13 protein-coding genes and 1 other RNA gene are annotated in these 14,438 nt (G+C 67.7%); 7 read left to right on the top strand and 7 right to left on the bottom strand.

Features of this window, described 5'->3' with window-relative positions; all coding sequences use genetic code 11:
• The 7 genes from HWX31_RS16070 to trxA all read right to left on the bottom strand — a co-directional run bounded on the left by HWX31_RS16070 (nt 1) and on the right by trxA (nt 7,238).
• Entirely contained in the window at nt 1–1,830 is a 1,830-nt protein-coding gene (locus tag HWX31_RS16070; protein WP_415493132.1) for an ArnT family glycosyltransferase, read from the bottom strand.
• 145 nt (nt 1,831–1,975) lie between these two features.
• Nucleotides 1,976–2,239 (bottom strand): type B 50S ribosomal protein L31, encoded by a 264-nt coding sequence (locus HWX31_RS16065; RefSeq protein ID WP_010092226.1) that lies wholly within the window; start codon nt 2,237–2,239, stop codon nt 1,976–1,978.
• Nucleotides 2,240–2,395: 156 nt separating this feature from the next.
• Nucleotides 2,396–3,229, bottom strand: a complete 834-nt coding sequence (locus HWX31_RS16060; protein WP_174965581.1) for a M90 family metallopeptidase — start codon at nt 3,227–3,229, stop codon at nt 2,396–2,398.
• 37 nt (nt 3,230–3,266) lie between these two features.
• Nucleotides 3,267–4,823 (bottom strand): MFS transporter, encoded by a 1,557-nt coding sequence (locus HWX31_RS16055; RefSeq protein ID WP_174965580.1) that lies wholly within the window; start codon nt 4,821–4,823, stop codon nt 3,267–3,269.
• Nucleotides 4,820–5,320 (bottom strand): MerR family transcriptional regulator, encoded by a 501-nt coding sequence (locus HWX31_RS16050; protein WP_174965579.1) that lies wholly within the window; start codon nt 5,318–5,320, stop codon nt 4,820–4,822. The genes HWX31_RS16055 and HWX31_RS16050 overlap by 4 nt, the downstream gene beginning before the upstream one ends.
• A gap of 132 nt (nt 5,321–5,452) precedes the next feature.
• The gene (rho, locus tag HWX31_RS16045) at nt 5,453–6,715 is read right to left on the bottom strand and encodes a transcription termination factor Rho (protein ID WP_006478662.1); all 1,263 of its coding nucleotides are present in this window, start codon (nt 6,713–6,715) and stop codon (nt 5,453–5,455) included.
• Nucleotides 6,716–6,911: 196 nt separating this feature from the next.
• The gene (gene trxA, locus HWX31_RS16040; RefSeq protein WP_006402348.1) at nt 6,912–7,238 is read right to left on the bottom strand and encodes a thioredoxin TrxA; all 327 of its coding nucleotides are present in this window, start codon (nt 7,236–7,238) and stop codon (nt 6,912–6,914) included.
• Between the two features lie 390 nt (nt 7,239–7,628).
• Between trxA and ffs the strand changes: the two genes are divergently transcribed.
• The 7 genes from ffs (at nt 7,629) to HWX31_RS16005 (ending at nt 14,434) form a co-directional block, all read left to right on the top strand.
• Nucleotides 7,629–7,727: signal recognition particle sRNA small type (gene ffs / locus HWX31_RS16035), an RNA gene on the top strand.
• A gap of 133 nt (nt 7,728–7,860) precedes the next feature.
• Complete coding sequence (locus HWX31_RS16030) at nt 7,861–10,212, top strand: DNA polymerase III subunit gamma/tau (protein WP_175933941.1); 2,352 nt, start codon at nt 7,861–7,863, stop codon at nt 10,210–10,212.
• 93 nt (nt 10,213–10,305) lie between these two features.
• Nucleotides 10,306–10,632 (top strand): YbaB/EbfC family nucleoid-associated protein, encoded by a 327-nt coding sequence (locus tag HWX31_RS16025; RefSeq protein WP_017332240.1) that lies wholly within the window; start codon nt 10,306–10,308, stop codon nt 10,630–10,632.
• 31 nt (nt 10,633–10,663) lie between these two features.
• Nucleotides 10,664–11,260 carry a recombination mediator RecR gene (gene recR, locus HWX31_RS16020; RefSeq protein WP_010092235.1) on the top strand — a complete coding sequence of 199 codons (597 nt, stop codon included), beginning with the start codon at nt 10,664–10,666 and terminating at the stop codon, nt 11,258–11,260.
• Between the two features lie 52 nt (nt 11,261–11,312).
• Nucleotides 11,313–12,518: a CaiB/BaiF CoA transferase family protein gene (locus HWX31_RS16015; RefSeq protein ID WP_174966173.1), complete on the top strand. Its 1,206-nt coding sequence runs from the start codon at nt 11,313–11,315 to the stop codon at nt 12,516–12,518.
• A gap of 105 nt (nt 12,519–12,623) precedes the next feature.
• Complete coding sequence (surE, locus tag HWX31_RS16010) at nt 12,624–13,385, top strand: 5'/3'-nucleotidase SurE (protein ID WP_059611480.1); 762 nt, start codon at nt 12,624–12,626, stop codon at nt 13,383–13,385.
• Nucleotides 13,382–14,434 (top strand): protein-L-isoaspartate(D-aspartate) O-methyltransferase, encoded by a 1,053-nt coding sequence (locus HWX31_RS16005; protein WP_174966174.1) that lies wholly within the window; start codon nt 13,382–13,384, stop codon nt 14,432–14,434. The genes surE and HWX31_RS16005 overlap by 4 nt, the downstream gene beginning before the upstream one ends.
• Nucleotides 14,435–14,438 lie beyond the last annotated feature (4 nt).

Here is a 14,438-nt window from a genome sequence, read left to right as displayed (position 1 = left end):
TCAATCGTCCGCCTTGCGGCGTGGCGGCCGGCGCTTGACCGGCGTCTTCGGCCGCTCGATGCGCTCGTACAGGCGGAAACGCTCGTCGCGGTCGGCGACGCGGCGGCCTTCCCAGACGAGACGCCACACGTACTGCGACATCGAGCTCGGCTCGCCGAAATCGGCACGGTCCTGGCGCAGGATCACGTCGCAGTCGCCGGAGTAATCGAAGTGCATGTTGCCGAAATAGGCGAACGTCGCGATCTGCGCGTCGCCGAGCCGCACCGGCGCAATGCATTCGTAATCGGACGGCAGGTGCGCGGCGATCTGCTGCGCGACGTCGCGATAGGTCCGGCCGTAGTTGACGATCGGCAGCCACAGCGTCATCAGCAGCACCCACATCAGCGTGGTGCCGGCGCCTGACAGCACGACGCTGCGCCACAGCACCTTCGGCTGACGCGACACGCGCCACCTCGCGAGCAGGAACCAGCAGACCGTCACCGCGACCGCGCAGACGAACGACAGCACCTTGAAGTGCGGCTCGTAGCCGGGCAGGAGCCGCGCGAGGTTGCGCGCGAGCGGGTGCGGGAAGCCGGTCATCGACGCCAGCCAGACGAGCCACACGAAGCTGCCGAGGATCGTGAAGCTCAGCACCGCGAACCAGTCGATCGCGTTGATCGCGCCGCGCTTCAGCGTCGGCAGCGCGAACGTCGCGAGCACCGCGAGCGGCGGCAGCAGCAGCATGTACATGCGGTTCGACTGCTGACTCTGCAGGATCACGAGCGCGACGAGCGGCACGACGACCGACAGCGGGATCGCGATGTGCGTGCGCCGGCGCAGGCCGGCCCAGCTCCACCACGCCCAGATCGCGAGCGGCCATGCGGGCCACGCGAAGATCGGCAGGTTCTTCGCCGCGTACATCAGCACGGCGGTCGGCGGACCGGAAAAGCGCATCAGGCTGCCGCGCACCCATTGATCGAAGAACCACGCGGCGTCGTCCGGCGCCGCGGCGAGCGCGGCGAACACCCACAGCGCGATGATCGCGGCGGCGAGGGGCACGCCGATCGCGGGCAGGTGCAGGTTGCGCATCTCGGGCGTGACGAGCCACAGCACGGCGGTGCCGACGACGAGCGCGCCGACGAGCACCGGGTTGCCGGACAGGCACACGAGGCCGATCGCCGCGCCCCACCACAGCGCGCCCTGCAGCGGCTTGTCGATGCCGCGCACGAGCCCGTAGACGAGCATCGCGATCCACGCGAACTGCGCGAGCTGCGGCGTCGTTTCGTGTCCGCGTTCCGCGAGGCCGAAGCAGGCGAGCAGGATCAGCAGCGCGCCGTCGGCGAGCGTGCGGCCGTAGTCGCGCGGCTCGGGCTCGCCGCCGAACGCGTACTTGAACGGCTGGACTTCGGCGCGCCGGCCGAGCAGATACGCGGCGTACCAGACGAACGCGCAGGCGACGCAGAACAGGATGCCGGTGTCGAGCCGCGACGCGTTGCTCGCGTCGACCCAGGACCCAAGCGAGCGGATCGACAGCGCGCCGAGCCAGTAGCCGAGCGGTCCGTCGGTCGTGATGAACTTGCCGACCAGATTCGGCAGCAGCCAGTCGTGCCAGCCGCCCTTGGCCATCGTCCACATGACGCCGAAGCCCGCCGCGTCCTCGTTTTTCCACGGGTCGCGGCCGAACAGGCCGAATGCCGCATAGACGAGGCAGAGCGTGAGCAGCAGCCAGCGCGGCAGCGCGCGCGTGGCGGAGGCGGTGAGACGAACGACAGGCTTCATGCAGATGGACGAATTGTTCTGGGCGCGGCTCGCGCGATGCCGCGCGGCGCGCCGGTTTTGAGCATCCGGCATTGTAGACGCGCCGGCCGTTGCGCGTCAGCGGTTGCGCCCGGGCGCCGGCCGACGGCGCTCGGGCGAGCAGAGACGAAAAAGGGCAGCCTGGGCTGCCCTTTGGTGCGGTACCGGTGCGTTGTGGCCACCGGATGCGGCGCGAAGCTTACTTCGCGACCTTGCCGCTGGCGCGCGAACCGAACTTGTTCTTGAACTTCTCGACGCGGCCGGCCGTGTCCATGATCTTCTGCTGGCCCGTGTAGAACGAGTGCGATTCCGACGACACTTCGATCTTGGCGAGCGGGTAGGTCTTGCCTTCGAAGTCGATGGTTTCACGCGTCTGGATCGTCGAGCGCGTGATGAACTTGAAGCCGTTCGACATGTCTTGGAAGACGACTTCGCGGTAATCCGGGTGAATGCCAGGTTTCATGATTTTCCTTGGTGAGAGCGGTAGCCAACCCGCCGCTTGCCGCTCCGAACCGCGCGAATTGCGCGTGTCGGCTGGCGTCAAGCCCGGCGCGAGCCACTTGCCTAAGGTCGAAAAACGGTGATTATGCCAGAAAATCAGACGGTTGACGATTAATTTTCAGCGCGCGTCGAGCGCGCCGGTTTTGGCCGGATCCTGCCGGTAATAGCGGGCGAGCAGCCGGTAGAGCTCGGGGAACTCGGCCTCGAACGCGCGCGGCCGCACGAACAGCGCCTCGCTGCATACGGCAAAGAATTCCGACGGGTGGTCGGCCGCATAGGGATCGATCAGCGACTCCCGCTCGAAGCGCGCCCAGGCGCGATCCGGCACCGCATCGACGCGCGCGCAGAACTGGTCGTACGCGTTTTCGAACACGTCGGCCCACGCCTGCGCGTCGAGATGCGGCGCATGCCAGCGGCGAAAGAGGGGCGGATAGCCGTCGGCCGCGCCGTTGATCATGTCGATCTTGTGCGCGAACTCGTGGATCACCACGTTGTACGCGTCGCGGCCGTCGGTCATCTGCGCGTCTTCCCACGACAGGATCACCGGTCCGCCTTCCCAGGCTTCGCCGCTCGCGTCCTGCTCGACCTCGTGGACGACGCCGTCCTCGTCCTGCACGGTCTTGCGGATCACGAATTCACCCGGATACACGACGACGCCGACCCAGCCGTCGTACAGCGACAGATCGAGATTCAGCACCGGCACGCAGGCCTGCACGGCGATGCCGACGATCATCTCGTCGGTCAGCTCGAGGCCGTGCGCGGTCGAAAACGACTTGCGCGCGAGGAACAGGCTCGTCAGCTCGCGCAGCCGGCCGAGGTCGTCGGGCGGCAGGTAGTCGAGGAACGGCAGCCGCGCGATGGTGTCCTGCCACAGCGCGTCGGGGATCGGATGACTGCGCAGCGCGCGGTCGCGGCGGCGATGGTCGAGCCAGCGGGCGAGTTTCGAAAGCATGGAAACGGCAATGGAATCCCAAAGCCTGTCTTTTAACTCAATCGATGTCTTTTTGCCATGCGGCGAAGATCCCGCCGCATATCGCGACGCCGGCGAGGAAATAGAACCCGTCGAGCGACGACAGGAACGACGCCTGCTGCGCGACCATCCGCGCGATCGACGAGATCGCGAGCGCGTGCGCGTCGCTCGGCACATGGCCGGCGGCCGCGTAGCTGCGGGCCAGCGCGTCGACCGTCTGCTGGAACAGCGGATCGAACACGCTCGCGCGCTCGACGAGCCGCGTCTGGTGCATGGCCTGCCGATGCTGCTCGACGATGATCACCGACGCCGTTGCGAACGAGATCGTCAGCTGGCGGACGATGTTCTTGAGCCGGTAGCCGTGCGTGTATTCGTCGATCGCGAAGATCCGGAACGTCAGGTTCGCGACCGGCAGCACGATGAACAGCAGCAGCAGGCCGCGCAGAAGCAGCGGCACGATCAGCGCCGCTTCGCCGACCTGCGGCGTCATGCGGGTCATCCACAGCGCGGCGAACGCGGCGACCGCGAAGCCCGGCACGATGATCCATTTCTTGTGCGTGATCAGCTTCGCGTAGCGCAGGTACGCGAACAGCGCGGTCGCGGAGATCAGCGACATCGTGCCGACGAGGCGCCCGGCGTTCTCGACCGGATAGCCGAGCCCCGATTCGAGAAGGCGGGAGGTCAGGTAGCTGAAGCCGGTCGACTCGTAGTAATAGAACATGTAGAGCAGGAGCCCGACCTGGAAGGTCCGCTGGCGGAACGCGTGCAGGCGCACGAGCGGCGTCGGGTGGTGCCACTGGTGGTGCGCGAACCACGCGAGCGCGCCGAGGCCCGCGACCGTCAGCAGGATCAGCATCGGCGAGCCGCTGTAGAGCTGGTACCGCACCTGCTGCATCACGATCTGCAACGCGCCCTGCGCGAGCGCGAACACGACGTACGGCCAGAAATGCCCGGTGCCGCGTTCGTCGTCGGGCAGGTTGCCGGTGTCGGGCAGCGTCAGCAGCGCGAGGATCGCGAATGCGACGCCTGCGGGCGCAGTGCACGCGAATAGTGCGCGCCACGTCGAATGCGCGACGAGCAGGCCGCCGGCGATCGGCGCGAGCGCACTGCCGAGCAGGATCATGATCAGGAACGCGCGCGTCGCGGGTGGCCGTTCCTGCGGCGTGAAGCTGATCTGGATCAGGATCCGGCACGCGCCCATCATCGGCCCGATGAAATAGCCCTGGAAGCCGCGCGCGAACGCGAGCTGCAGCGACGTATCGGCGAGCGCGGACGCGATCGCACCGAACGAGAACATCAGCATGCAGCCGGCGACGTAGCGGCGATGCCCGAGGCGGTCGATCCACCATTGCTGCTGGAGGATGCCGAGCACGGCCGCGACCGCGTAAGCGCTCGACGACCACACGAGCTCGTCCGGCGACGCGTTGATGCCGCCCGCGATGTAGCTGGCGAAGAACGAGAACGTCGCGTTGTCGAAATAGTCGATGCCGGTGACGAGCGCGAGCGCCCACGGGAACAGGTCGGCGCGCAGGCTCGCGCGGCTCCACAGTGGCGGGCGGCCCGGCGTTGCGTTCATGCGCGGCTCTTGCGCGACCGGCGCTCGCTCGTCTCGGCCCGCCGCTGCGCGATCAGCGCATCCGCGCTTTCGCCGGCAAGGCGCCGCTCGACGTAGTCGATGTCGCGCTGCAGTTCCTTGCGCAGCGCCATCGCTTCCTTCAGCTCGCGCTGGACCGCCGCGATGCGCCGGTCCAGCGTGCCGATCTGTTCCGCGAGACCGGTGCGGATGTCCCGCAGCGACGCGTCCGAGTAGCGGCGCCGGCCGTCGTCCGTTTCTTCCAGCGGACGCTTGAGCATTTCGGTGATGCCCTGCAGCGAGAAGCCGAGCGCGCGCAGGCGCAGGATTCGCGCGAAGCGCTCGAGGTCGGCTTCGTCGTAGAGACGATAGCGGCCTTCGCTGCGCGATGGCGTGACGAGCCCGCGCTCCTCGTAGTACTTCAGCGTGCGCGGCGTGACGCCGAGCCGCGCGGCGGCGTCGCTCACGGTCAGCAGCAGGGTGGGGGTGCCGGTCGTCATCGGGGCGGGGTCGGTAGGTCGGGGCGACGAGATGGATTATAGATCAACGTGTACGTTCACGTTCAGGTTGGCACGAAAAAACGGCCGCCGGGCGCAGCGCGCGGGCGGCCGTCGTATCCGCTGCCGGGGCGATCAGCCGCCGCGGCGCATCAGGTCGAAGAACTCGGAGTTGCTCTTCGTCTGGCGGATCTTGTCGAGCAGGAATTCCATTGCCTCGACTTCGTCCATGTCGTGGATGAATTTGCGCAGCACCCAGATCTTCTGCAGGATCTCGGGCTTGATCAGCATTTCCTCGCGGCGCGTGCCCGACTTGTTCAGGTTGATCGACGGGTAGACGCGCTTTTCCGCGAGGCGGCGCTCGAGGTGCACTTCCATGTTGCCGGTGCCCTTGAACTCTTCGTAGATCACGTCGTCCATGCGGCTGCCGGTTTCGATCAGCGCGGTGCCGATGATCGTCAGCGAGCCGCCTTCCTCGATGTTGCGCGCCGCGCCGAAGAAGCGCTTCGGGCGCTGCAGCGCGTTCGCATCGACACCACCCGTCAGCACCTTGCCCGACGCCGGGATCACGGTGTTGTACGCGCGTGCGAGACGCGTGATCGAGTCGAGCAGGATCACGACGTCGTGCTTCATTTCGACGAGGCGCTTGGCCTTCTCGATCACCATTTCGGCGACCTGAACGTGGCGCGTGGCCGGTTCGTCGAACGTCGACGCGATCACTTCGCCCGCGACGGAGCGCTGCATTTCGGTCACTTCTTCAGGGCGCTCGTCGATCAGCAGCACGAACAGGATCACGTCCGGGTGGTTCTGCTTGATCGCGTGCGCGATGTGCTGGAGCATCACGGTCTTGCCCGACTTCGGCGACGCGACGAGCAGGCCGCGCTGGCCCTTGCCGATCGGCGCGATCATGTCGATGATTCGGCCCGTGACGTTCTCTTCGCCGCGCATCTCGCGCTCGAGCGACAGCGGCTTGTTCGGGTGCAGCGGCGTGAGGTTCTCGAACATGATCTTGTGTTTCGAGGCCTCGGGCGGCTGCCCGTTGACTTTGTCGACCTTCACCAGCGCGAAGTAGCGCTCGCCGTCCTTCGGCGTGCGGACTTCGCCTTCGATCGTGTCGCCGGTGTGCAGGTTGAAGCGGCGGATCTGCGACGGGCTGATGTAGATGTCGTCGGTGCTCGCGAGGTACGACATTTCCGGTGAGCGCAGGAAGCCGAAGCCGTCCGGCAGCACTTCGAGCGTGCCGTCGCCGAAGATCGTCTCTCCCGTCTTGGCGCGCTTTTTGAGAATGGCGAACATCAGCTCCTGCTTGCGCAGGCGGTTCGCGTTTTCGATCTCCAGGCCGTTGGCCATCTCGATCAATTCGGACACGTGCAGAGACTTGAGCTCGGATAAATGCATACGGGAATCCCGCCAGGGAAGAGAAGCGACGAAAGAAAAAGGGAGGAGGGCGAGCGGAATCGCTCAGAGACTTAAATGCGTCTTGTAGACGTTTTTTAATTCTAGCATATGCCGATTCGCGCTTGAGCAGCCGATCGGCGGCTTGGCGGCGGACGTGTTGCCGGTTGACAACACGTCCGCGGACCTGCCGGTGTATTTACAGGTGGCTGTCCAGGAACGCGGTCAGCTGCGACTTCGACAGCGCGCCGACCTTCTGCGCGGCGGCCGCGCCGTTCTTGAAGAGGATCAGCGTCGGGATGCCGCGCACGCCGAACTTCGCCGGCGTCGCCTGGTTGTCGTCGACGTTGATCTTCGCGATCTGCAGCTTGTCGCCGTAGTCCTTCGCGACTTCGTCGAGGATCGGGGCAATCATCTTGCACGGGCCGCACCATTCGGCCCAGAAATCGACGAGCACCGGCTTGTCGGATTTGACGACGTCCTGTTCGAACGATGCGTCGCTGATGTGTTTGATCTGTTCGCTCATTTGGTCAATACCTCTTTCAGTTCGGGGACTGCCTGCATGGCGCCTTCTCGGCGCGCCGGCCGCTGCGGCAGGTAGCTCCGCACTCCGGAAAGGAAGGGCGTAAGCGCTGCGTACCGCGGCTCGCGGGTCATTCGGGCGTCATATTAGCCTAAATTGCTATCCGCTGTTGACGGCGATAGTAGCCGCTTCGCGAGTAGGGGCACGTACGCCGAAGACCGTTGCGTCACGCAGGTGGAGGCCGGCGTGCAAAATACAAGAGGGCGCATGCGGCCGTTGCACGCGCGTGCTGTGCGCGCCTGCTGCGCGCGCCTGCAATTGCATGTGCCTGCTTTCGCATGTTCGTTCGAATAACGGTCGCATTCGGCGCGAAGCGGTGATAGAATGCTGCGTGACGGGCCTCCTCGCATGGTGGGCCGGTGAACCTGGTCAGGTCGGGAACGAAGCAGCCACAGCCGTTTTCCGCCAGTGCCGAGGGTCGGGCTCGTCACCTTCCTTCTCGCCCCGTTCGCAGGGCGTTTTTTATTTCCGCTCTCGCTTTTCACGCGCTTTCCACGTTTTCGCATCCGTGTTCCGTACCGTTTCGCGTGTCGGCGCGACGCAGCGTTGCTGATACAATTTCCTGATGACCTATCAAGTTCTCGCACGCAAGTGGCGTCCGAAGGATTTCGCTTCGCTCGTCGGCCAGGAGCACGTCGTCAGGGCGCTCACGCACGCGCTCGACGGCGGGCGTTTGCATCACGCCTATCTGTTTACGGGCACCCGCGGCGTCGGCAAGACGACGCTGTCGCGAATCTTCGCGAAGGCGCTCAACTGTGAAACCGGCGTGACGTCGCAGCCGTGCGGCGTGTGCCGCGCGTGCCGCGAGATCGACGAAGGCCGCTTCGTCGACTACGTCGAAATGGATGCCGCGAGCAACCGCGGCGTCGACGAAATGGCCGCGCTGCTCGAGCGCGCGGTGTACGCGCCCGTCGATGCGCGCTTCAAGGTCTACATGATCGACGAAGTGCACATGCTGACGAACCACGCGTTCAACGCGATGCTGAAGACGCTCGAGGAGCCGCCGCCGCACGTCAAGTTCATCCTCGCGACGACCGACCCGCAGAAGATTCCCGTCACGGTGCTGTCGCGCTGCCTGCAGTTCAACCTCAAGCAGATGCCGGCCGGGCACATCGTGTCGCATCTCGAGCGCATCCTCGGCGAAGAGCGGATCACGTTCGAGCCGCAGGCGCTGCGCCTGCTCGCGCGCGCGGCGCAGGGCAGCATGCGCGATGCGCTGTCGCTGACCGACCAGGCGATCGCCTATTCGGCGAACGAAGTGACGGAAACGGCCGTGTCGGGGATGCTCGGCGCGCTCGACCAGACCTACATGGTGCGCCTGCTCGACGCGCTCGCGGCCGGCGACGGCACCGAGATTCTCGCGATCGCCGACGAAATGTCGCTGCGCAGCCTGTCGTTCTCGACCGCCTTGCAGGATCTCGCCAGCCTGCTGCACCGGATCGCGTGGGCGCAGTTCGCACCGGGCTCGGTGCTCGAAGAGTGGCCGGAAGCGGCCGACCTGCGCCGGTTCGCGCAGGCGCTCAGCCCCGAACAGGTGCAGCTGTTCTACCAGATCGCGACGGTCGGGCGTGCGGAACTGGGCCTCGCGCCCGACGAGTACGCGGGCTTCACGATGACGCTGCTGCGGATGCTCGCGTTCGAGCCGGCGGCCGGCGCTGCCGGCGGTGCGCCGGTCGGCCAGCCTTCGGCGCCGCGCGCCGTGCCGGGGCCGCGTGCGGCCGTGTCGGCCGCGAAGCCTGCGCCGGCAGTGCCCGCCGAGGCGACGCGCAAGCCGGCGGCAGCCGCGGCGCCCACGGCGTCTGCCGCGTCGGCCGCGCCGGTCGCGCGACCGGCTGCCGATGTGCCTGCGCAACCCGGCGAACGCGCAAGCGAGCCGCCGGCCGTTCCCGCGACAACCGAGGCGCCCGTCCCGACCGCGGCGGCTCAGCCGGTCGCGGCAGCCGATGCGCCCGCGGCAGCGCCCGCCGCAGCCGTGAAGAACGATCCGCCCGCGTCGCCGGCGGAATCCGAATTCCGTACCGGTGCGGCGGATGCCGTGCCGGCCGAATCCGCGCCGCGCGCCGCGTCGACGGAAGCCGCCCCGCGATCGGCTGCACGCGCAGGTGGCGCCGCCGCGGCGCTCGATGTGCTGCGCAACGCCGGCATGCGCGTGTCGACCGATCGCTCGCGCGCCGGGGCGGCGGCAAAATCGGCCGCGCCGACCGCACCGGCCGCCGCCAAACCGGCTGCGCCGCGTCCCGCGGTGCAGGTGCCGACGCCGCGCGCCGCGGCTCGCGCGCCGCAGCCGGATACGCGTCAGGCTCCGCCGCCTTGGGAAGACATTCCGCCGGACGAGTACGTGCCGCTCAGCGCGGACGAGATGTTCGGCGGTCCGCCCGACGACGGCTTCGTGCCGGTGTTCGACAGCGGGCCGGACGACGTGCGCGTCGCGCCGAAGCCGGCCGTGTCCGCGCCGGTCGATACGCGCCCGCTGCCGCCCGCCATCGCGCTCGATCCGATCGGTTTCGACGGCGAGTGGCCGGCGCTGGCCGCGCGGCTGCCGCTGAAGGGCGTCGCATACCAGCTCGCGTTCAACAGCGAGCTGACGGCGGTCGACGCGACGACGCTCAAGCTGTCGGTGCCCGTGCCGCAGTACGCGGATGCGGCGCAGGTCGCGAAACTGAAGGCCGCGCTCGCGGATGCGCTCGGCAAGCCGGTCGACGTTGCCGTCGAGGTCGGGCCCGCGCGGCGCACCGCGGCGGCGCTCGACGCGGCCGCGCGCGCGGCGCGCCAGCGCGAAGCGGAGCAGGAGATTCACGCGGATCCGTTCGTCCAGCAGCTCGTGCGCGACTTCGACGCACGCATCGTCGACGGCTCGGTGCGTCCGCTCGCGGATGCCGCCGCATCGGCGGACGGCGCGTCGCCGACGCTGCATTGAACGGGCCGTGCAGCGACAGGCACAATCACGCCCAAGCACATTGCCGGCACGCGCCGCGTGCCGGTTTTCACACGATCAAGAAGGAGTATTCCCATGTTGAAAGGCAACATCGCCGGACTGATGAAGCAAGCGCAGCAAATGCAGGAAAACATGAAGAAGATGCAGGAGCAGCTTGCGCAGATCGAGGTCGAAGGGCAGTCGGGCGCGGGCCTCGTCAAGGTGACGATGACCTGCCGCAACGAAGTGCGCCGCGTGTCGATCGACCCGAGCCTGCTCGCGGACGACAAGGACATGCTCGAGGATCTCGTGGCTGCCGCGGTCAACGATGCCGTGCGCAAGGCCGAAGCGACGTCGCAGGAAAAGATGAGCGGCATGACGGCCGGCCTGCCGCTGCCGCCGGGCTTCAAGCTGCCGTTCTGAGCGGCGCTTCCGTCCAGGCACCCGTCGACGTATGAAACAGCCGTCCGCCTTGTCCGCCCTCGTCGAAGCGCTGCGCGTGCTGCCCGGAGTCGGGCCGAAATCCGCGCAACGCATGGCGTACCACCTGATGCAGCACGATCGGGAGGGGGCGGAGCGGCTCGGCCGTTCGCTGCTGTTCGCGACCGAGCATCTGCAGCACTGCGAGAAGTGCAATACGTTCACGGAGGCGCAGATCTGCGAGGTCTGCAGCGATACGGAGCGTGATCCGACGCTGCTGTGCGTCGTCGAGACGCCGGCCGACCAGATCATGCTCGAACAGACGATGACCTATCGCGGGCTGTATTTCGTGCTGATGGGGCGGTTGAGCCCGCTCGACGGCATCGGCCCGAAGGAAATCCATTTCGACCGGCTGGTGCGGCGCGCATCCGACGGCATCGTGAAGGAGGTCGTGCTCGCGACCAACTTCACGAACGAAGGCGAGGCCACCGCCCACTATCTCGGCCAGACGCTGAAGGCGCGCGGGCTCGCGGTGACGCGTCTCGCGCGCGGCGTGCCGGTCGGCGGGGAGCTGGAATACGTCGACGCGGGCACGATCGCGCGCGCGATGCTCGACCGCCGCACGATGTAACGCTACGGCCGCCGCCGTTCTGGCGGCGCCGTTCCTCATGCCAGGGAGACACATGAGCACCAGCCAGGGCCCGCTCGCGGGCGTCAAAGTGCTCGAATTCGGTACGCTGATCGCCGGGCCGTTCGCGTCGCGGCTCTTTGCCGAATTCGGTGCGGAAGTCATCAAGATCGAGGATCCGAACGGCGGCGATCCGCTGCGCAAGTGGCGCAAGCTGCATCCGGAGACGGGCGGCACGTCGCTGTGGTGGTCGGTCCAGGCGCGCAACAAGAAATCGGTCACGCTCAATCTGAAATCGGATGCAGGCAAGACGATCGCGCGTCAGCTCGCGCGCGACGCGGACATCGTGATCGAGAATTTCCGCCCGGGCCTGCTCGAGAAGCTCGGGCTCGGCTACGACGTGCTGTCGGCCGAAAACCCCGGCCTCGTGATGGTGCGCCTGTCCGGCTACGGGCAGACCGGCCCGTATCGCGACCGGCCCGGCTTCGGCGCGATCGCCGAATCGATGGGCGGGCTGCGCCACATCACCGGCTACCCCGACTTGCCGCCGCCGCGCATCGGCATCTCGATCGGCGATTCGATCGCCGCGCTGCATGGCGTGATCGGCGCGATGATGGCGCTGCATCATCGCAACATGAACGGCGGCGCGGGGCAGGTGGTCGACGTCGCGCTGTACGAAGCAGTGTTCAACATGATGGAAAGCGTCGTGCCGGAATACGGCGTGTACGGGATGGTGCGCGAGCGCACCGGCGCGTCGCTGCCGGGCATCGTGCCGTCGAACACCTACGCGTGCCGCGACGGCAGCATCGTGATCGGCGGCAACAGCGACCCGATCTTCAAGCGGCTGATGAAGGCGATCGAGCGCGACGACCTCGCCGACGATCCGGCGCTCGCGCGCAATGACGGGCGCGTGCCGCGCACCCGGGAGATCGACGACGCGATCGCCGCGTGGCTCGCGCCGCGCACGATCGACGAAGCGCTCGCGGTGCTCAACGCGGCGGACGTGCCGGCCGGACGGATCTACAGCGTCGCCGACATGTTCACCGACCCGCAGTTCGTTGCACGGCAGATGATCCAGCGCTTCAAGCTCGCCGACGGCACCGACATTCCGCTGCCGAACGTCACGCCGAAACTGTCCGGCACGCCGGGCGAAACGCGCTGGCTCGGGCCCGAGCTCGGCGAGCATACAGACGAGGTGCTGCGCGGTCTCGGCTATGACGCGCAGGCGATCGAGGCGCTGCGCGAAGCCGGCGCGATCTGACCGGGAAGGCCGCCGCGCAACGCGGCGGCGCATGCCGCGCGAGCACGCGTCTGCGCGGGCCGGACTGTCGCTCTCGCGCCATCTTTCCTCGGTTACAATCGCCGCATGCGAATCCTACTCAGCAACGACGACGGCTATCTCGCCCCCGGTCTCGCGGCGCTTCACGACGCGCTGCAGCCGCTGGCCGAACTCACGGTGACGGCGCCCGAGCAGAACTGCAGCGGCGCATCGAATTCCCTGACCTTGTCGCGACCGCTGTCGATCCAGCGCTCGGCGAGTACGGGTTTCTTCTATGTGAACGGCACGCCGACCGATTCGGTGCATATCGCGCTGACCGGCATGCTCGATGCGAAGCCGGACCTCGTCGTGTCGGGGATCAACAACGGCCAGAACATGGGCGAGGACACGCTCTATTCGGGGACAGTTGCGGCGGCGACCGAAGGCATCATGTTCGGCGTGCCTGCGATCGCGTTCTCGCTGGTCGACAAGGACTGGGCGCATCTTGCCGACGCCGCGCGCGTCGCTGCCGAGATCGTGCAGCACTATCTCGCGCATCCGCTGCCGGGCCAGCCGTTGCTGAACGTCAACATCCCGAACCTGCCTTACGACGAGCTGAAAGGCTGGAAGGTCACGCGCCTCGGCAAGCGTCATCCGTCGCAGCCGGTGATCCGCCAGACCAACCCGCGCGGCGAGCCGATCTACTGGATCGGGCCGGCGGGGGCGGCGCTGGATGCGAGCGAAGGCACCGATTTCCATGCGGTCGCAAACGGTTTCGTGTCGATCACGCCGCTGCAGCTCGATCTCACGCATACGCACATGCTGCCCGCGACGCACGACTGGGTGCGCGCCGGGGGGCGCGCTTCATGAGCGGCGAGCGCGCGAAGCGGTTCCCGCTCGCGCTCGAAGACCTCAAGCGGGCGCCGCGCAAGGCCGAGGGCCGGGCGGGCGAGCGCCATGCGACGGGCGACGGCACGCGCCAGCGGTTGTCTTCCGGCGCGTCCGCGCGAGGCGGCGCGGCGGCGACGCCACGGGCGTCCGATCCGCCTGGCGCGTCCAGGCCGGGCAAGGCGCCTGCGCCCAAGCCGGCTGCTGCGCCGAAACCGATTGCACCCAAGCTGGTGACGCCCGTCGCGGTCACGCGCAAACCGGCGGCGCCGAAGCCGCCCGCGCCCGGGCCGGCGGCCGGCAAGCCCGCCGCGACACCAGCCGCACCGAAGGTTGCCTCCAAGCCCGCGATGCAAATGCAGAATGCCGCGCTTGCCGGCGCGCATGCGTTGACGTCGGAACGCGTGCGCGAACGGATGGTCGAACGGCTACGCGCAAACGGCGTCGCCGACGCCCGCGTGCTGGAGGCCATGGCCGCGGTGCCGCGCCACCTGTTCGTGGATCCCGGGCTCGCGACGCAGGCCTACGAGGATTCCGCGTTGCCGATCGGCCACCAGCAGACGATCTCGAAGCCGTCGGTCGTCGCGCGGATGATTGAACTCGCAATGGCCGGCCGCACCCTCGAGCGCGTGCTGGAAATCGGCACCGGCTGCGGCTACCAGGCCGCGGTGCTGAGCCATGTGGCGCGCGACGTGTATTCGATTGAACGCATCAAGCCGCTCTACGAGCGCGCGAAGCTGAACCTGCGGCCGCTGCGCGTGCCGAACATCCGTCTCCACTATGGCGACGGGCGCGTGGGCCTGCCATCCGCGGCGCCGTTCGACGCGATCGTGATCGCCGCGGCCGGGCTCGATGTGCCGCAGGCGCTGCTCGAGCAGCTGGCGGTCGGCGGGCGGCTCGTCGCGCCGGTCGGCGGGCAGAGCGGGCAGCCCCAGGTGCTCACGCTCGTCGAGCGCGTCGCGCCCGCACAGTGGCGGGAGTCGCGGCTTGATCGCGTTTTCTTTGTCCCTTTAAAATCCGGAGTAATTTGAAACC

It is taken from the genome of Burkholderia ubonensis (genome assembly GCF_902833085.1).
Lineage (GTDB): Bacteria > Pseudomonadota > Gammaproteobacteria > Burkholderiales > Burkholderiaceae > Burkholderia > Burkholderia ubonensis.
Note: the sequence above shows the minus strand (reverse complement) of the source record. Positions and strands in the feature narration are given on the sequence as shown.